We start from the raw sequence: 16,631 nt of genomic DNA, 5'->3' as shown, positions 1-16,631 counted from the left end.
GCTCGGTCAGGCTCGCTACGCGATCCTGCAACATGACCGCACTCGATATCTTCGTCATCATCCTGCTCGGCGGCGGCGCGCTGCTCGGCTTCGTGCGTGGCTTCGTCCACGAGGTGCTTGCACTGTTCGCCTGGGTCGCGGCCATTCTTGCGGTGAAATTCGGATTGCCGACCGTGGTCGCCTATTTCGGTGACCGCTCCCAGAGCGACACGTGGGCGTTGATCGCCGGCTTCGCGATCCTTTTCCTGCCGACCTACATCCTCGTCCGCATTCTCGCGAAGAAGCTCGGCGGCAAGACGCGCAAGTCGATCATCGGGCCCATCGACCGCTTCCTCGGCGGCGGGTTCGGCATACTCAAGGGACTGGTCGCCGCAACCGTCGTCTTCCTGGTCGCCAACCTGTTCGTCGACCTGCTGCAGGGGCCGGAGGGGGATCGCCCCGCCTGGATGACCGAGAGCGAGACCTACGCGCTGCTTAACGCCAGCACCGAGGCGACTGTCGAGATCGTCCGCGACCTGCGCGAGGAGGACGCGCTGTGACCATCCGCCTCCACGACACGATGGCGCGCGAAAAGCGCGACTTCGTCCCTGCCGACCCCGATCGCGTGACGATCTATGTCTGCGGCCCCACCGTCTACGGCCGCGCGCATATCGGCAACGGCCGCCCCGCGGTCGTCTTCGACGTGCTGCGCACGCTGCTCGAGCATGAGTATGGCGATGGCCACGTCGTCTTCGCGCGCAACATCACCGACGTCGACGACAAGATCATGAAGGCTGCGGCAGACGAGGGCTTCGAGACGAGCGTCATCACCCGCCGCTACGAGGATTTTTACCTCCAGGACATGGGCGCGCTGGGCGTGCGCCCGCCCGACATCGCCCCGCACGCGACGCAGGAAATCCCGGCGATGATCGCGATGATCGAGGAGCTGATCGAAAGCGGCAACGCCTACGAGGCAGAGCAGCACGTGCTCTTCTCGGTCGCTAGCGATCCCGACTACGGCATCCTCTCTCGCCGCGACCGCGAAGCGATGGAGGCCGGCGCGCGTGTCGAGGTCGCCCCGTTCAAGAAGGACCCCGCCGACTTCGTCCTGTGGAAGCCGTCCACCGACGCCATGATCGGCTGGGACAGCCCGTGGGGCCGCGGCCGCCCCGGCTGGCACATCGAATGCTCGGCGATGATCCGCGAACACCTCGGCAAGACCATCGACATCCACGCCGGCGGGATCGACCTCGTCTTCCCGCATCACGAAAACGAAATCGCGCAAAGCCGCTGCGCGAACCATGCCCCGCTCGCCAATTACTGGCTCCACAATGGCTTCGTCGATCTCGGCACCGAGCGCATGGGCAAGTCGGTCGGCAATGCCATTACGCCCGAGAAGCTGCTCGAGCATCATGACGGCGAGACGCTGCGTTTTGCGCTGCTCTCAGGCCATTACCGCCAACCTTTGCCGTGGACCGAGAAGCTGGTCGAGCAGTCCAAGGCCACGCTCGACGGACTTTATCGCCGTGTCGGAGACGCCGCGCCCGGCGACATCGAGCAGGGCGTGCTCGATGCCTTGTCCGACGACCTCAACACCCCGCTCGCCCTCTCGCGTCTCGGGCAGATCGACGACGCGGCCGCGCTCAAGGCGAGCGCCAACCTCCTCGGCCTGCTGACCCGGAGCGAGGACGACTGGTTCCGTGGCGGAGACGGCGACGACGGTGCCGCAATCGAAGCCAAGATCGCCGAGCGCGCCGCCGCCAAGCAATCCCGCGACTTCGCCACTGCCGACCGGATCCGGGACGAGCTTGCGGCGGACGGGATCCTCCTCGAAGACGGCCCCGGGGGCACGACATGGCGGCGGGGCTGACCGAGCCGCCTTACACCAAGGACATCCTGCGGCTCGCCGCGGGGCAGGAACATCACGGCAAGCTCGCCGATCCCGACGCCATTGTAGAACGCCGCAGTCGCACGTGTGGCTCGACGATCGCGCTCGACCTCGCCACCGTCGACCGTCGCGTCGCCGACATCGCCGTGCGCGTCGAGGCCTGCGCCTATGGCCAGGCCGCGGCGACTCTGATGACCCGCTACGCACGAGGCAAGACGCGCGAAGAGGTCGATGCAGCCATCGCCGCGCTCAAGCATTGGCTCGATGGAAGCAGCGAGGATCCCGGCGACTGGCCCGAGATCGACCGTCTCGCGCCCGCGCGCCCTCGCACGGGACGCCACGGCGCGATCCTGCTTCCGTTCGAAGCGTTGAGTGAAGCCCTGGGGGAGACGATCGATGGCAGGTGAAGAGGCAGCCGCAGCCGCCAACCCCCACGCCGCGACCGGCCTGCTCCTCATGGACGGCGCCATCATGCTCGGCGCGGCGCTCCTGTTCGTCACCATTTTCCGCCGCTTCGGGCTTGGCGCGACGCTCGGCTATATCGTCGGCGGTGCGATCATCGGTCCCAACCTGCTCGGCCTGGTCGGCAATGCCGAGAGTGTCATGTCGGTGTCCGAATTCGGCATCGCCCTCCTGCTGTTCATCGTCGGACTCGAACTTCATCCCAGCCGCCTCTGGCGCCTGCGCCGCGATATTTTCGGCCTCGGCCTCGCGCAGGTCGTCACCTGCGGGCTCGCCCTATCGGCATTGATCTACGCCTTTCTTGGCTTCTCGCTCGAGGCCAGCCTCGCCATCGGCCTGCCCTTGGGCCTGTCATCCACCGCGCAGGTCCTTCCTATGCTTCGCTCGACCGGCGAATTGCATCAGCCGCATGGCGAGCGCGCCTTCTCGGTCCTGTTGCTGCAGGACATTTCGATCGTCCCGCTCATCACGATCATCGCCGCGCTTTCGCGTGCGCCCGCCGACCCCAGCGCACCGTCGGGCTTCGTTTTGGCGCTTTATACGGTAGGGGCAATCGTCGGCCTGATCCTGATCGGTCGCTTCGTCCTGAACCCCTTCTTCCGTCTGATCGGGAAGATTGGCGAGCGCGAACTGTTCGTGGTCGCAGGCCTGTTCACCGTCGTGGGCGCAGCCGCCCTGATGCACGCGCTGCACCTCTCGGCCGCGCTCGGAGCGTTCATCGCGGGCGTGATGCTTGCCGAGAGCCCCTACCGCCACGAACTCGAAAGCGACGTTGAACCCTTCCGTTCGATCCTGCTCGGCTTCTTCTTCATCTCGGTCGGCATGCTGCTCGACATCGGCGTCATCCTCGAACGACCGCTGATGATCGTCGCCATCGCCGCGGCCATTGTCGTGGTGAAGGGCTCGATCCTCTTCGGTCTCGGTCGCCTGTTCGGCATGGCGCAGCGGGAGGCGCTGAAGTTCGCGCTCTTGCTCAGCCAGGCGGGCGAATTCGGCTTTGTGCTCCTCGCGCAAGCGCAGGGCGCGCAACTAATCTTGGGTGAGGCGGTCTCGCTGTTCGGCGCGGTTATCACCCTGTCGATGGCCTCCACCCCGTTCCTGATGATGATCATCGACCGGATGGAGGCCCGCGAAGTCGATCGCGGCGAGGGGATGGATGGACCCGAAAGCGCGCCCAACAAGGGCGTGATCGTGGTCGGCTACGGCCGGTTCGGGCAGACTGTGGCGCAGATGCTGATGGCCAAGCGCTTCGGCGTCACGTTGATCGACAGCAAATCGGACCAGATCGAAATGGCGGGCGAGTTCGGCTCCAAGGTCTATTATGGGGACGGGACGCAGATCGACTTGTTGCGGACCGCAGGCGCCGAGAACGCCAGGGCAATTTTGTACTGCAACGACGGGCGCGAACTGACGAAAGAAAAGCTTGAATCGGTGATGGAGCATTTCCCGCAGGCCGCTGTGATGGTGCGCAGCTTCGACCGTCGCCATTCCATCTCGCTCGACGGGCTCGATCTTGCTTTCTGCGTCCGCGAACTGTTCGAAAGTGCGGTGCTCATGGGGAAGGCGGCGCTCGCCGAACTGGGGGTCAGCCAGCCCGAAGTCGAACGTGTCGAGACCGAATATCGCAAGCGGGACGCCGAACGGCTCGAGCGGCAGAGCCAGAGCGGCGACCTGCATGCGGGCAAGGAACTGACATTCAGCGACGACAATGCGCTGCCCGAAGAGAACGAGCCCGAGCCGGAATCGAAGGAAGACTAGCCGGCGTCGCGCAGAAAGCTGGCAAGCGTTTCGGCTTCGATTTCGTCGGTGGCGAAGGCTTCGCCGATCCGTTTCAACAGGATCAGCATGACCCGCGCATCGCGGTTCTTCTTGTCCCTGAGCATGTAGGGCAGCAATTCCTCGCCGCGCCCGCCAAGTCCTGCATCCGACAGGCGCGAGGGAAGGCCGGTGCGGCCGAGCATGTCGGCCATCAACTCGATCGACCCCGGCTCGGCGATGCCGAGCCGTTCCGAGAGACGCGTGGCGAGCATCATGCCGATCGCGACCGCTTCGCCGTGTAGCACCTTGCCGAGCCCGGCGACCGACTCGATCGCGTGGCCGAACGTATGCCCGAAATTGAGCAAGGCGCGCTTGCCGCCAAGGTCGTAAAGGTCGCTTTCGACGATCGCCTGCTTGGCGGCGATGCAATGCGTCGCGGCGCGCGTGCAGGCATTGGCGTCTGCCGACAGGATTGCCTCGCCATGCGCACCGACCCAGGCGAAGAAATCCGGATCGGCGATGGCGCCATATTTGATGACCTCGGCAAGGCCCGCACGCATCTGTCGGCGGTCGAGCGTGGCGAGGAATGCCGGATCGGCAAGGACCATGGCGGGCAGGTGGAAGCTGCCGACGAGATTCTTTTCGCCTTCGGCATCGATTGCGGTCTTGCCGCCAACCGCGCTGTCGACCTGTGCCAGCAAGGTGGTCGGGATGTGGATGACGGGGCAGCCCCGCCGATAGATGGACGCGGCAAAGCCTGTAAGGTCGCCAACCGACCCACCACCCAGCGCGACAATGGGTCGACTGCGCGGATGATTGGCCGCCGCGAGATCACCGATCAGCGCCTGGAGATGTTGCCAGCTCTTGGCGTCCTCACCCCGCGGCACGAAGTGCGGAACGACATCGACGAGGTCCGCGACCAGTTCACCTTGGAGCGACCAGACGTGGGGGTCGGTGACGAGGAAAAGCGGTTCGCCCTTGGCGACCTCCTCCAGCGCCTCGGCGTGCGAGGCGAGGGGGCCCACCATGATCTCGGTCCTGGCATTCATGAGAGATGGTCCTCGAGAGCGGAGATGATCGATTCGACGACGACGCCATGCGCCTGTTCGTTGCTGACGATACGAAGATGTGCCTGCTCGTAGACGGGGCGTCTCTTCGCATCGAGCTCGGCCAGGACTTTTTCGCGATCGCCCTCGCGCAGAAGGGGGCGTGTATCGCGGCGACCCGTGCGCTCCGCGAGCACCTCGACAGGCGCATCCAGCCACACCGTCACCGTCTTTTCATCGAGCAGCTTTCGTGTGCCTTCATCGAGGAATGCACCGCCGCCTGTCGCGATGACCCTCGGTTCTTCATCGACAAGCCGCGCGACCACGCGGCGTTCGCCGTCGCGAAACTCCTTCTCCCCAAACTTTTCGAAGACTTCGGCGGCGCTGAGCCCTGCCGCGCGAGCAATCTCGTGATCGCTGTCGACGAAGGGGAGACCCAGTCGTTTCGCCAGCCGCCGGCCCACGGTCGACTTGCCCGCGCCCATCAGTCCGACGAGCACGATAGGGCGGTCGATCCTTCGAGTCAGCGAATGGGCCATGCGAGGGCTATACTGAACCGTTTCGCTGAGGCAAAAGCGTAAAACGAAATTCTGCTCCGAAAGGTGTTCCATGGGTCGATCGACCGTCATTCTTATCGTGCTTCTCATCCTCGTCGTCGGCGGGTTGTTCTTCTTCAACAGCCAGGCCGACCCTGTGCCGCTGGAGACGATCGAAGAACCGGTCGTGGTCGCCGAAGAGGAAAGCGATGGCTGATCGCCGTATCGGCTTGATGATCGGATCGCTGTTGCTGGCAGGTGCGGCTGCCGGCGCATTGGCGCAGGATCGCCCCGAATCGATCCTGCCGCCGGGCTTCGACGAGCCGCCTCCAACGTCCGCACCCGCGCCCGCGCCGCCGCCTCGCCCGACGCCAGCGCCGACACCGACGCCGTCCCAGGCCAGCAATGACGGTCTTGGCGATAGCGAGGGCGAGACGGCTTTGGCGGACGATGACGATCCGCTCGCGCCCTTGCTCGAGGACGACGCGGACGACGACGCGCCCAGCAGTCGCGGGACTGCCGCGCGATCGCTACCCACGACCGCCGATTATGGCGACGCTCCGTGGGGGCGGACGCGTGCCGACTATCTGAAGTCCTTGATGCGGTCGCTCGATGCGCCGTTTGCGTCGCGCTGGGTTCATATCGCCTTGCGCAATGCGCTGCTCGCCGACGGCGCGCCGCCGCGCGGCATGAGCGAGGCCGACTGGATTGCCGAGCGTGCATGGCTGCTCCTGCGAATGGGCGAGGCCGATGCCGCCCGTCTGCTGGTCGCGACGGTCGACAAGGGCGACTATGACGAAAAATTCTCGCAGGTCGCTTTGCAGGCCGCGCTGGCCAGTTCGGACATGGCCGCGATGTGCCCGGTGCCGCGCACGCTCGACGATGTCGAGCCGGTGGCGGAGCCATTGGTCGACGCGATTTGCGCAGCGCTCTCGGGCCAGCCCGAAGTCGCCTCGGACGCCATCAATCGCGAACGTCGCCGGGGCCGCGTGTCCGGGATCGACCTTGCTCTGGCCGAGAAACTGGTCGGGGCTGGGTCGGCGACCGCGCGCGCCGTCACGCTTGAGTGGGAGCCGGTCAGCCGACTGACCGCGTGGCGCTATGGCCTCGCCACTGCAACCGGCACCGCGCTACCCGACCGTCTTGTCGATGAGGCCAGCCCGCAGCTGGTGGCCTGGTATGCCAGGGCGCCGCTGATGGGCGTCGACCAACGGCTCGCTGCCGCGCGGATCGCAACCGGCTTGGGGGTCTTTTCGGGCCAGGCCATTACCGACCTCTACTCCCAATTCTACGATCGCGCCGATGCCGATGCGGTCGCGAATAGCGAAGCGCTGATCCTGCGCCGCGCTTTTGTCGGTGCCAGCATCGATGATCGTCTCGCCGCCATGCGCGACCTCTGGATCGCGGACGAGGGCTCGCTGCAGCGCCGGGCCGGCCGTGCGCTCGTCGGCCGTGCTGCCGCTCGCCTCGTTCCGTCCGAAGACTATGAAGACGACGCGGCAGAGCTGGTCGCCTCGATGTTCGCTGTGGGATTGGACGACACCGCCGGCCGCTGGGCAAGGCCGATCCAACAGATGCGCGAAAGCACCGCCGATCCCAGCTGGGCGCAACTGGCGCTTGGGGTAACCGACGCTGCGTCCATCGACCTTACCCGCGACCGCATCGACGACTTCATGGATCGCGACGACAGCCCCGAAAAATGGCGCTCGCATCTTCTCATGGCCGCGCTCGGCGGGACGGGTCGGATGGACGAGCAAACGACGGCCGCGTTCAACGACATGCTCAACATCGGCTTGTCGAGCGAAACCAAATATACTCGCGACATTACCGCAGCCGCCGCGCGCGGCGAGGCGGGCACGGTGATGCTGATTGCTGCGGTCGCGATGCAGGGCGACGGGCCGCGTTCGATTTCGCCGCTTCACCTCTATCATCTGCTGCGCGCCCTTCGCGCGACCGGCCAGGACTATTTCGCCCGCATGATCGCGGCGGAGGCGCTGGCGCCGGCGTGACGGGAGAAGATGCGGCGCTGGTCGATCGCTTCTGCGACATGCTGGCGGCCGAGGCAGGGGCCGCGCGCAACACGTTGCTCGCCTATCGAAGCGATCTCGCCAAGGCTCGCGAGGCGCTTGGCTCGCCGCTCGGCGAGGCCAGCGACGAGCAGCTCAAGCATCTTGGCGAAGCCTGGTCGGATCTCGCCCCGTCGACAGTGGCGCGAAGAGCGGCGGCGCTACGTCGATTTTACGCGTTCCTGTTCGAGGAAGGCATTCGCTCGGACGACCCCTCGGCAGTCCTGCCAAAACCTAAGCAACAACGACCGCTCCCCCGCATCCTCGACCCGCACGAGGTCGAGCGCATGCTCGAAGCAGCCGAAGAGCGTGCAGCAAGCGATCGGCCCCTCGCGCTGCGAAACCTTGCGCTGATCGAATTGCTCTACGGGTCGGGGCTGCGCGCCTCCGAGCTCGTGACGTTGCCGAAGACTGCGCTCCGTCGCGGCGAGCCGTTCCTGATCCTTGCGGGCAAGGGCGGCAAGGAGCGTCTGGTGCCCGTTTCGGAGCGCGCGCACGAAGCAGTGCGTCGCTGGATCGAGGTGCATCCGGGCGGGCGCTGGCTCTTTCCGGGAGGAAAAGTGCATCTTTCGCGCGTTCGCCTGTTCCAACTGGTCCGCGAGATGGCTGCGGATGCGGGGATCGCCCCTGACCGCGTCAGCCCGCACGTCCTGCGCCACGCATTTGCCACTCATCTACTTTCGGGCGGCGCCGATCTTCGCGCGCTCCAGGCGCTCTTGGGCCACTCGGACATCGCGACCACGCAAATCTACACCCATGTCGACGCGTCGCGGCTGGTCGAGCTTGTCAACGCACGCCACCCGTTGGCGCGTTCGCGCGATTGACCAAATGACCCGCCCGCTTTAGGCCGCTCTCCCACATGAAGACCTATCTCGATTTCGAACGGCCGATTGCCGAACTGGAAGCCCGCGTCGCTGCCTTGCGCGAAACCGCGGAGAATGGCGACGTCGACGTGAGCCCCGAGGTCCGCAAGCTCGAGGTGAAAGCCAAGAAGCTGCTGCGCGATACCTATGGCAAGCTATCGCCGTGGCAGAAGGCGCAGGTCGCACGCCATGGCGAGCGTCCGCACTTCAAGGACTATGTCGCTGGCATCGCGGAAGATTTCATGGCGCTGGCCGGCGATCGCGGCTTTGCCGACGACCAGGCCATTATCGGTGGTCTTGCGCGCGTCGATGGGCGCAAGGTCATGATGATCGGGCACGAGAAGGGCGACGATACCGCCAGCCGGCTCAAGCATAATTTCGGGATGGCCAAACCCGAAGGCTACCGCAAAGCCATCCGCTTGATGCAGATGGCCGATCGCTTCGGTCTGCCGGTCATCAGCCTGGTCGATACGCCGGGTGCCTTCCCCGGGGTGCAAGCCGAAGAGCGCGGCCAGGCTGAAGCTATCGCGCGTGCAACCGAGCAGTGCCTGCAGCTCAAGGTGCCGATGGTTGCGACTATCGTCGGAGAGGGCGGCTCGGGCGGCGCCATCGCGATCGCTGCCGCGAACCGCGTGCTGATGTACGAACACGCCGTCTATTCGGTGATTTCGCCCGAAGGGTGCGCCTCGATCCTGTGGCGCACGGCAGACAAGGCGGCGGACGCCGCCGAAGCGATGCGCATCACCGCCAAGCATTTGAAAGAATTGGGCGTGATCGACCGGATCGTGAAGGAGCCGCTGGGCGGCGCCCATCGCGATCCTCAGAAGGCAATCGCCAACCTCAAGCGCGCGATCGTCGAGGAGCTGGACCAGATGTCGACACTGTCGGCAGATGAGCTGGTGCGTCAGCGCCGCGAGAAATTCCTGGCCATCGGCTAGTCGTCACGGCCTACCGCCGACATTCGGAACCTTCGCCGCCAAAGGCCCGTTGGATCGCCAAACGGGCGCATCGATGCGCGTCCGTATCAAACGGAGGTGTTCCATGCGTTTCTCTACCCTCTTCGTCACCGCGTCCGCGCTCACCTTGTCCGGCTGCATGTCCGCCGGACCGGTCGACCCCGCCATCTCGCAGCAGGAGGCCCAGCAGGCCTACCAGCAGCATCCCGCAGTCCTCCAAGAATTTGGCGGCGAAGTCGGTGGCGCCGTGGGAAGCTATGTCGAACAGATCGGCGACAGCGTCGCGGTCCACTCGGGCACGCCCAATGCCGCGGCTCTTTACGACTTCACCGTGCTCTCGTCGGCCGTGGAGAACGCTTTCGCGGTCCCGGGCGGTCGTATCTACATCACCCGCCAGCTCATGGGGCTGATGGACGACGAGGCGGAGCTCGCCTTCGTGCTCGGCCATGAAGTCGGTCATATCGCTGCCGATCACGGTCAGCAGCGCCGCGCCAAGGCGCAGCAGAACAGCCTTTTGGGCGCACTCGGTGCGATCCTCGGCGGCGTCGTGGGTGGCGGTAGCGGACTGGGCAACCTGTTGGCGCAGGGCGCTCAGCAATATGCGCAGCTCAACACGCTGAGCTACAGCCGCGACCAGGAATATGAGGCTGACACGCTGGGCCTGCGCTACATGGGGACCCAGGGCTACGACACGATGGCCGGTGCCTCGATGCTCTACTCGCTCGGCGCATCGACCAACCTCCAGGCGCGACTGCAGGGACAGAATACTCGCCAGACGCCCGAATGGGCGCGCACGCACCCGCTATCGGAAAACCGCACCGCGCGCGCGCAGCAGCAAGCGCAGCAGATGGGCACCGCGGGCGGAATGCGCAATCGCGACCAGTTCCTCTCTCGCGTCGACGGATTGGTCGTCGACGACGATCCCGAACAGGGCATCATCGACGGTCGCAATTTCATCCACCCCGACCTCCGCCTGCAATTCACGGTTCCGACCGGCTATCGCATGTCGAACGGCACCCGCCAGGTAAGCATCTCGGGATCGAGCGGTCAGGCTATTTTCTCGACCGGCCAATATAACGGCAATCTCAACACCTACATCGCGCAGGTGTATCAGAGCGTGGTTGGCCAGAATTCGAACCAGCTGAGGATTCCGACCCCGCAGCAGACCACCATCAACGGAAAGCGCGCGGCATACACGACGGCGCGCGTGCCGACGCAAAGTGGCGCGGTCGACCTGTCGGTGGTCGCTTATGAGTGGGGTGGCGATCGCGCCTACCACTTCGCGACGATTACTCAGGCTGGTGCGGGGCTACGTCCGTTCTCGTCGATGGTGCAATCGCTGCGACAGATCAGCTCGCAGGAGGCGGCGGCCATCCGTCCGCGCGTGATCGATGTCGTCACCGTCCGGTCGGGCGACACGATGCAGTCGCTCGCGAGCCGCATGGCCTACCGCAACTATCAGCTCGAACGTTTCATGGTGTTGAACAGCCTGAACCAGAACAGCCGCCTTCAGGCTGGCGACAAGGTCAAGCTCGTCGTCTACGGCTCGCGCTAGGGCGCGCGACACCGAACGATTGTGAGAGGGGCGCTTCGGCGCCCCTTTCTACATGACGTTTTGAACGTCGTTCGAAAGCCCGCCCCACATGCCGTTTGCGCCGCCGCCGAGCTTCGACAGGCCGCCCATCATGGCGATCACGATCAACGCTGCGATCAGGCCATATTCAATGGCGGTCGCACCGTCCTCGTCCCTCAAAAGGGTACGGAAAATGTTCGGGATAGCGTCCACGCTTCCCTCCTTCTGGTCTGGTCCACAGTGCGCTTATGCCAGCGGAAACGTTAAGATTTGCACTGCCGCGGAGGTTAACGCCCGATCACCTTTGTCAGTTTTCGGCGCTTTCCTGCCATCCGGCGAAGTGGACGACCTCGAAGATCTCGGCGGTTTTTCTATCTTCCGCGGCCTGCGAAGAGAAGTCGGATCGCGCGGCCTCCAGGGCTGGCCTGTTCAGCGGCGTCCGATGCCTGTCCGCCAGCACGTTGGTCGCGGCCATGCGCCTGAGGTCGTCCACGAGACGGTCGAAGTCGGGATAACGCACGGTCACCCGATCGACATCAACAACAGGCTCTTTGAACCCCGCGGTAGTGAGGATCTGCGTCAGGCTGGCGGGGTCGATGCGCGGGTGGACATGAGGGCGCGTCATTCCTTGCGCCGCGTCTGCCGCGCGTAGTGCCGACCTAAGGGCCGGAAGGCTTGCGCCACCGACGAATGCGCCGAGTGCAAGACCGTCAGGTGCGAGGGCGAAACGCTGGCGCAGCAGGTGCTGGGCCGGATCGTTGGCCTCGGCGAGGGTGCCCAGCGAGAGGATCAGATCATATCGGCCCGGTTCGACGTCGAGGTCGACATCGGCGCCGACCTTCGCGTCGAGCAGTGAAGCGAGCTTTTCGGCGGGTTCGATCAGCTCGACCTTTGGAAAAGTCGCGCGGGTGAGCTGGGCGAGTTCCTGCGTCGGGCAACCCAACAGCAAGACTGTCTCGAACGGACGCCGGATCATCGCGAGCCGGTCGAGCATGTCTTCGATCGCGCGTTGATGAAGGAAGTCGACCGTGCCGATGCGCGCCGCGCGATTGCGACGTTGAACGCGGAGGTCGGGGTCGAACAGGTCTGCCATCGCGCGGCTTGTGGACGCCCGCTCAATCGGCGACAAGTGGGCAATGGCAGCGACCATCCTCCATCGGGCACGCAACGCGGTGCTCAACTTCGTCCTTCCGCCACGATGTGCGGGCTGTGGCGACGTCGTGGGAACGGTGGGCGATTTCTGCGCCGAGTGCTGGGGCAAGATCGATTGGCTGGGCAGTGGTTGTTGCGAACGATGCGCGGCCCCGCTCGAAGGGGGTGAGCACGACATCTGCTTGCCGTGCGAGGCCAAGCCGCCGCTGATCGAGAAAACGCGGGCGGCCGTGCGCTACGACGATTTGACACGCAGCCTGGCGCTCAAGCTCAAATACGGACGGCGGGTCGGGTTGGCGAAAGTCATGGGGATGGCCATGGCGCGGCAGGTGGACACGTCGGATCGTCCCATCCTGGTGCCGGTTCCGCTGCATCGTTGGAGACTTTGGAAGCGCGGGTTCAACCAGTCCGCGCTCCTCGCACACGAGGTAGGGCGGCGTTCAAATGTCGAGGTCGTGCCGGACCTGCTGCAACGAAAGCGCGCGACCGTGCCGATGACCAACATGTCGACGTCGCAGCGCATCCGGAACGTCCGCGGCGCGATGGCCATGTCGCCGGGCGCCGATGTCGAGGGCCGGCGAGTGATCCTGGTCGACGACGTCAGGACCAGCGGAGCGACACTCGAGGCATGCGCGCGGCCTCTACTGAAGGCCGGAGCGCGACGGGTCGAGGCGATTTTGTGGGCAAGGGTGGTGCGCCCACGCGACATCACGCGTTCTTGAGTGGACAAGAACATCAAACGGGTTACGAAACCAACATGGCGAAAATCGAAATCTATACTAAGGCGACCTGTCCCTACTGCATTCGGGCGAAGAAGCTGCTCGACATGAAGGGCGTCGACTATTGCGAATATGAGATCAGCGGCGATGAAGCGATGCGCGCGGAGATGATCCAGCGTGCGAACGGGCGCACCACGGTGCCGCAAGTCTTCATCGACGGCGAGCATGTCGGTGGCAGCGACGACCTGATGCAGCTCGAAATGTCGGGCAAGCTTGACGATCGCCTGAAGGCTGCCTGATGCCACGGATCGCGCTGTTCCAAGCAACCAGCGGGATCGACCCTGACAAGAATGCTGAAGCGCTGGTTGGCGCGGTCGAAGAGGCCGCGGCGGGCGGCGCGCAGATGCTGTTTACGCCGGAGATGTCGGGGCTGCTCGATGGCGATGCGAAGCGCGCGTCGCAATCGGTGGTCGACGAGGCTGACGATCGCGTGCTCGCGGCGGTGCGCGAAGCCGCGGCGCGGGCCGGCATCTGGGTGCACCTGGGGTCGTTGGCGGTGAAGGATGAGGGGGACAAGTTCCTCAATCGCGCCTTCGTCATCGACGACCAGGGTAAGGTGCGTGGGCGATACGACAAGATCCACCTGTTCGACGTCGACTTGCCGACCGGCGAAAGCTGGCGGGAGTCGAATGTCTACCAGGGCGGCGCGGCGACGACGCTCGTGGAAGGCACGCCGGTCGGCGCGTTGGGGCTGACCATCTGTTATGATTTGAGGTTTCCCGCGCTGTTCGCGGCGTTGGCGGAAAGCGGGGCCGATACGATCGCGGTACCGGCGGCGTTCACGGTGCCCACGGGCAAGGCACACTGGCATGTTCTGCTGCGCGCGCGGGCGATCGAGGCGGGGCTGTTCTTGGTCGCGGCCGCCCAGGTCGGGAAGCATGAGGACGGGCGCGAGACGTTCGGGCATTCGCTGGTCGTCGATCCATGGGGCGAGGTGCTGTGCGATGCCGGGGAGAAGCGCGGCGTGACGTTCTGCGAGGTCGAGCTGGAACGGATCGCGGAAGTGCGGTCGCGGGTGCCGGCATTGTCACATCGAAAGACGATTGCACCGCCGAGGCGTTGATCGGAAATGCGAAGCCCCATATGGGGTGGGTGAGGCTCCGTAGCTCAGGTGGATAGAGCGTCGGTTTCCTAAACCGCAGGTCGCAGGTTCGAGTCCTGCCGGGGCCACCATTTTACATAACGTTATCAAGGACTTGTGCGCATGACCGAGACACCGACCAATGGCGATTTGGTAGCGCCGCCCAAGAAGGTGGACGTGCCCGATGACGTTGCGGCGGCCGTGCGCACGCTGATCGAGTGGGCGGGCGACGATCCGGATCGTGAAGGCCTGCTCGATACGCCCAAGCGCGTGGCGCGGGCATGGCACGAATATGCGCGCGGCTATCGCGAAGATCCGGCGCTGCACCTCGAGCGGACGTTCGAAGAAGTGGGCGGCTACGACGAGATCGTGCTGCTGAAGGACATTCCGTTCCAGTCGCATTGCGAGCATCACATGGCGCCGATCATCGGCAAGGCGTCGATCGCCTATCTGCCGCGCAACAAGGTGGTCGGGATCAGCAAGCTGGCGCGCGTGCTGCATGGTTTTGCGCGGCGATTGCAGGTGCAGGAGCGGCTGACCGCCGAGGTCGCCGACTGCATCTGGGAAAATCTCGAGCCGCTGGGCGTGGCGGTTGTGATCGAGGCGAGCCATGCGTGCATGACCGCGCGCGGGGTGAATACGCCAGGCGTGATGATGACGACCAGCCGCATGATGGGCACGTTTAGGGAAGACGAGCGCAGCCGCAAGGAAGTGCTTGCCCTCATGGGTTATTGATTCAAAGTTTTCGTCCCCGTAATGGTTTTCGATTGCTTTATAACGAGTTGCGTCTAGTCACGAAGCCAATGAACATTCCCAGCCCCTTTCACGGCGAACCTACGTCCGGCACGGTCGACCCGCGCTATGTCGGCGCCGAGGGCGAATCCGCGCGCCGCGCGGTGCTGGCGGAATATGACTTCGAAGGCATGCGAGATGATGTCGAGCTTTCGCGCATCACCGATTTCGCCGCGAAGCTGTGCGGGACGCAGACCTGCCTCGTCTCGCTCGTCGGTTCCGAAGAACAGCATTTCGTCGCGAGAACCGGGCTCGACGCGCTGTGCACGCCGCGCGGGCAGAGTTTCTGCCAGCATGCGATGGTCAAGCCGCGCATCATGGTGGTCAAGGATGCGCGCCAGGACCCGCGTTTCGTCGCCAACACGTTGGTCACCGGCCCGCCGCATATCCGATTTTATGCCGGCGCGCCGCTGATCAGCGAAGAGGGGGCGCCGCTGGGCGCGTTGTGCGTCATCGACCCGGAAGCGCGCGCAGAGGGGCTGGACGAGCTCCAGCGCGAGGGATTGCAGGTGCTTGCCTATGCCGTGATGCGGCGGCTGGCCGCGCGTCGTCGCAAGGCCGAGATCGAAGCGACCACCGATGCGGCGCGCGATGCCGTTGCCGAGAGCGAACGACGGTTCGAAATGCTGGCGGACGCGATCCCGCAAATGGCCTGGTCAACCGACGGCAATGGCATTCCCGATTATTTCAACGCGCGCTGGTACGAGTTTACGGGCACGCAGGGCGACGAGCATTTCAAAGAGAGCTGGGTCGAACTGCTTCATCCGGATGATCGTGAGCGAGCTGCCGAGGTCTGGGGCCATTCGGTAGAAAGCGGCGAGCCTTATGAAGTCGAATATCGGTTGTTGCGTGCCGATGGCGAATATCGCTGGACGCTCGCGCGCGGGCTTCCGATCAAGGACAAGACCGGGAAGATCGTGCGGTGGTTCGGGTCGAACACCGACATTCACGACACCAAGCAGCTGGTCGAACGCGAGCAGCTGCTCAGCCGCGAGCTGACGCACCGGATCAAGAATATCTTCTCGGTCGTGTCGGGGCTCGTAAGCCACGCCAGCCGTGAACGTCCCGAGCTTCGCGATGTCGCCGGTGCGCTGACCGATCGTATCGCAGCGTTGGGCCGGGCGCATAATTATGTCCGCCCGGTGAGCGACGAACCCGCGAGCGAGACCATGTTGTCGAACCTGCTGGAGGATCTCTTCGCGCCCTACGCACAGGATGGCGCCGCGCGGATCGAGGTCGTCGGGGACGACCTGAAGGTTGGCGAACAGGCGGTTACGCCCCTCGCACTCACGTTTCACGAGATTGCGACCAATGCTGTGAAATATGGTGCGCTGTCAGTGCCCGAAGGCAAGGTCAAGTTGACCATCCGGCAGGACGACGACTGCGTGAACCTGTCTTGGCATGAGTTTGACGGACCGCAAATCAAAGCAGATGCCGAACGCGGCGACCGCGGTTTCGGTAGCGACCTGGTGGCACTGTCGGTCGAACGCCAATTAAAGGGCAGGCTCGACTATGACTGGCAGGACCGGGGCGTGTGCATCACGGTCGAGGTTCCGATACAGCAAATCGTAGCTTATTAATAGAAGTGAGCAGAATAACCACCATCGCTACGCTGTATGGATAATCAAGACGCTGTTAGTGAGTACGATTTGAGTTATGACCGCGTGCCTGGTAAAGCGACACTTATCGCAGGACACGCT

General features: G+C 64.6%; 18 protein-coding genes and 1 tRNA gene. 15 read left to right on the top strand and 4 right to left on the bottom strand.

Annotated features, from left to right (window positions below; genetic code table 11):
* Positions 1-32 precede the first annotated feature (32 nt).
* From KTQ36_RS09430 to KTQ36_RS09415, 4 genes are read left to right on the top strand one after another with little or no spacing between them, the layout of a single operon-like run.
* Positions 33-539, top strand: coding sequence for a CvpA family protein (locus tag KTQ36_RS09430; RefSeq protein WP_218633412.1), 507 nt, complete (start codon positions 33-35; stop codon positions 537-539).
* Complete coding sequence (gene cysS / locus KTQ36_RS09425; protein ID WP_345777702.1) at positions 536-1,849, top strand: cysteine--tRNA ligase; 1,314 nt, start codon at positions 536-538, stop codon at positions 1,847-1,849. Before KTQ36_RS09430 ends, cysS begins: the two co-directional genes overlap by 4 nt.
* Positions 1,834-2,274: an iron-sulfur cluster assembly scaffold protein gene (locus KTQ36_RS09420; protein WP_218633411.1), complete on the top strand. Its 441-nt coding sequence runs from the start codon at positions 1,834-1,836 to the stop codon at positions 2,272-2,274. The genes cysS and KTQ36_RS09420 overlap by 16 nt, the downstream gene beginning before the upstream one ends.
* The gene (locus KTQ36_RS09415) at positions 2,264-4,087 is read left to right on the top strand and encodes a cation:proton antiporter domain-containing protein (protein WP_218633410.1); all 1,824 of its coding nucleotides are present in this window, start codon (positions 2,264-2,266) and stop codon (positions 4,085-4,087) included. The genes KTQ36_RS09420 and KTQ36_RS09415 overlap by 11 nt, the downstream gene beginning before the upstream one ends.
* Here the strand turns inward: KTQ36_RS09415 and aroB are convergent.
* Entirely contained in the window at positions 4,084-5,136 is a 1,053-nt protein-coding gene (gene aroB / locus KTQ36_RS09410; protein WP_218633409.1) for a 3-dehydroquinate synthase, read from the bottom strand. The two genes, KTQ36_RS09415 and aroB, sit on opposite strands and share 4 nt — an antisense overlap.
* A complete protein-coding gene (locus KTQ36_RS09405) occupies positions 5,133-5,672 on the bottom strand; it encodes a shikimate kinase (protein WP_218633408.1) in 540 nt (179 codons plus the stop codon). The genes aroB and KTQ36_RS09405 overlap by 4 nt, the downstream gene beginning before the upstream one ends.
* Positions 5,673-5,742: 70 nt before the next feature.
* On the opposite strand from KTQ36_RS09405, the gene KTQ36_RS09400 reads away from it, so the two are divergent.
* From KTQ36_RS09400 to KTQ36_RS09385, 5 genes are all read left to right on the top strand, one after another.
* Entirely contained in the window at positions 5,743-5,886 is a 144-nt protein-coding gene (locus tag KTQ36_RS09400; protein ID WP_218633407.1) for a hypothetical protein, read from the top strand.
* Positions 5,879-7,678 (top strand): serine/threonine-protein kinase, encoded by a 1,800-nt coding sequence (locus tag KTQ36_RS11445; protein WP_255554496.1) that lies wholly within the window; start codon positions 5,879-5,881, stop codon positions 7,676-7,678. Before KTQ36_RS09400 ends, KTQ36_RS11445 begins: the two co-directional genes overlap by 8 nt.
* Positions 7,675-8,559, top strand: coding sequence for a tyrosine recombinase (locus KTQ36_RS09395; RefSeq protein ID WP_345777701.1), 885 nt, complete (start codon positions 7,675-7,677; stop codon positions 8,557-8,559). Before KTQ36_RS11445 ends, KTQ36_RS09395 begins: the two co-directional genes overlap by 4 nt.
* A gap of 35 nt (positions 8,560-8,594) precedes the next feature.
* Complete coding sequence (locus KTQ36_RS09390) at positions 8,595-9,536, top strand: acetyl-CoA carboxylase carboxyltransferase subunit alpha (protein ID WP_218633405.1); 942 nt, start codon at positions 8,595-8,597, stop codon at positions 9,534-9,536.
* 103 nt (positions 9,537-9,639) lie between these two features.
* On the top strand, positions 9,640-11,109 hold the full coding sequence (locus tag KTQ36_RS09385; protein ID WP_218633404.1) for a M48 family metalloprotease: 1,470 nt from the start codon (positions 9,640-9,642) through the stop codon (positions 11,107-11,109).
* Positions 11,110-11,157: 48 nt separating this feature from the next.
* On the opposite strand, the gene KTQ36_RS09380 is transcribed toward KTQ36_RS09385, so the two are convergent.
* Positions 11,158-11,340, bottom strand: a complete 183-nt coding sequence (locus KTQ36_RS09380; protein WP_345777700.1) for a Flp family type IVb pilin — start codon at positions 11,338-11,340, stop codon at positions 11,158-11,160.
* 94 nt (positions 11,341-11,434) lie between these two features.
* Positions 11,435-12,220: a methyltransferase domain-containing protein gene (locus tag KTQ36_RS09375; protein WP_218633403.1), complete on the bottom strand. Its 786-nt coding sequence runs from the start codon at positions 12,218-12,220 to the stop codon at positions 11,435-11,437.
* 43 nt (positions 12,221-12,263) lie between these two features.
* Between KTQ36_RS09375 and KTQ36_RS09370 the strand changes: the two genes are divergently transcribed.
* From KTQ36_RS09370 to KTQ36_RS09345, 6 genes are all read left to right on the top strand, one after another.
* Positions 12,264-13,001, top strand: coding sequence for a ComF family protein (locus KTQ36_RS09370; RefSeq protein ID WP_218633402.1), 738 nt, complete (start codon positions 12,264-12,266; stop codon positions 12,999-13,001).
* Positions 13,002-13,036: 35 nt separating this feature from the next.
* Positions 13,037-13,297 carry a glutaredoxin 3 gene (grxC, locus tag KTQ36_RS09365; RefSeq protein ID WP_218633401.1) on the top strand — a complete coding sequence of 87 codons (261 nt, stop codon included), beginning with the start codon at positions 13,037-13,039 and terminating at the stop codon, positions 13,295-13,297.
* The gene (locus tag KTQ36_RS09360) at positions 13,297-14,121 is read left to right on the top strand and encodes a carbon-nitrogen hydrolase family protein (RefSeq protein WP_218633400.1); all 825 of its coding nucleotides are present in this window, start codon (positions 13,297-13,299) and stop codon (positions 14,119-14,121) included. The genes grxC and KTQ36_RS09360 overlap by 1 nt, the downstream gene beginning before the upstream one ends.
* Before the next feature lie 33 nt (positions 14,122-14,154).
* Positions 14,155-14,231, top strand: a tRNA-Arg gene (locus KTQ36_RS09355).
* Positions 14,232-14,262: 31 nt separating this feature from the next.
* Positions 14,263-14,874: a GTP cyclohydrolase I FolE gene (gene folE, locus KTQ36_RS09350; RefSeq protein ID WP_218633399.1), complete on the top strand. Its 612-nt coding sequence runs from the start codon at positions 14,263-14,265 to the stop codon at positions 14,872-14,874.
* Positions 14,875-14,942: 68 nt separating this feature from the next.
* Entirely contained in the window at positions 14,943-16,511 is a 1,569-nt protein-coding gene (locus KTQ36_RS09345; protein ID WP_218633398.1) for a PAS domain-containing protein, read from the top strand.
* Positions 16,512-16,631: the final 120 nt, after the last annotated feature.

The organism is Sphingomicrobium clamense (assembly GCF_019264355.1).
In the GTDB taxonomy this organism is placed as follows: Bacteria; Pseudomonadota; Alphaproteobacteria; order Sphingomonadales; family Sphingomonadaceae; genus Sphingomicrobium; species Sphingomicrobium clamense.
This window is presented reverse-complemented; position numbering and strand designations above follow the sequence as displayed.

Coding starts and splice junctions, on each gene's coding strand:
- KTQ36_RS09430 (WP_218633412.1), top strand. CDS start 33: ATGACCGCACTCGATATCTTCGTCATCATCCTGCTCGGCGGCGGCGCG.
- KTQ36_RS09420 (WP_218633411.1), top strand. CDS start 1,834: ATGGCGGCGGGGCTGACCGAGCCGCCTTACACCAAGGACATCCTGCGG.
- KTQ36_RS09415 (WP_218633410.1), top strand. CDS start 2,264: ATGGCAGGTGAAGAGGCAGCCGCAGCCGCCAACCCCCACGCCGCGACC.
- aroB (WP_218633409.1), bottom strand. CDS start 5,136: ATGAATGCCAGGACCGAGATCATGGTGGGCCCCCTCGCCTCGCACGCC.
- KTQ36_RS09405 (WP_218633408.1), bottom strand. CDS start 5,672: ATGGCCCATTCGCTGACTCGAAGGATCGACCGCCCTATCGTGCTCGTC.
- KTQ36_RS09400 (WP_218633407.1), top strand. CDS start 5,743: ATGGGTCGATCGACCGTCATTCTTATCGTGCTTCTCATCCTCGTCGTC.
- KTQ36_RS11445 (WP_255554496.1), top strand. CDS start 5,879: ATGGCTGATCGCCGTATCGGCTTGATGATCGGATCGCTGTTGCTGGCA.
- KTQ36_RS09390 (WP_218633405.1), top strand. CDS start 8,595: ATGAAGACCTATCTCGATTTCGAACGGCCGATTGCCGAACTGGAAGCC.
- KTQ36_RS09385 (WP_218633404.1), top strand. CDS start 9,640: ATGCGTTTCTCTACCCTCTTCGTCACCGCGTCCGCGCTCACCTTGTCC.
- KTQ36_RS09375 (WP_218633403.1), bottom strand. CDS start 12,220: ATGGCAGACCTGTTCGACCCCGACCTCCGCGTTCAACGTCGCAATCGC.
- KTQ36_RS09370 (WP_218633402.1), top strand. CDS start 12,264: ATGGCAGCGACCATCCTCCATCGGGCACGCAACGCGGTGCTCAACTTC.
- grxC (WP_218633401.1), top strand. CDS start 13,037: ATGGCGAAAATCGAAATCTATACTAAGGCGACCTGTCCCTACTGCATT.
- KTQ36_RS09360 (WP_218633400.1), top strand. CDS start 13,297: ATGCCACGGATCGCGCTGTTCCAAGCAACCAGCGGGATCGACCCTGAC.
- folE (WP_218633399.1), top strand. CDS start 14,263: ATGACCGAGACACCGACCAATGGCGATTTGGTAGCGCCGCCCAAGAAG.
- KTQ36_RS09345 (WP_218633398.1), top strand. CDS start 14,943: ATGAACATTCCCAGCCCCTTTCACGGCGAACCTACGTCCGGCACGGTC.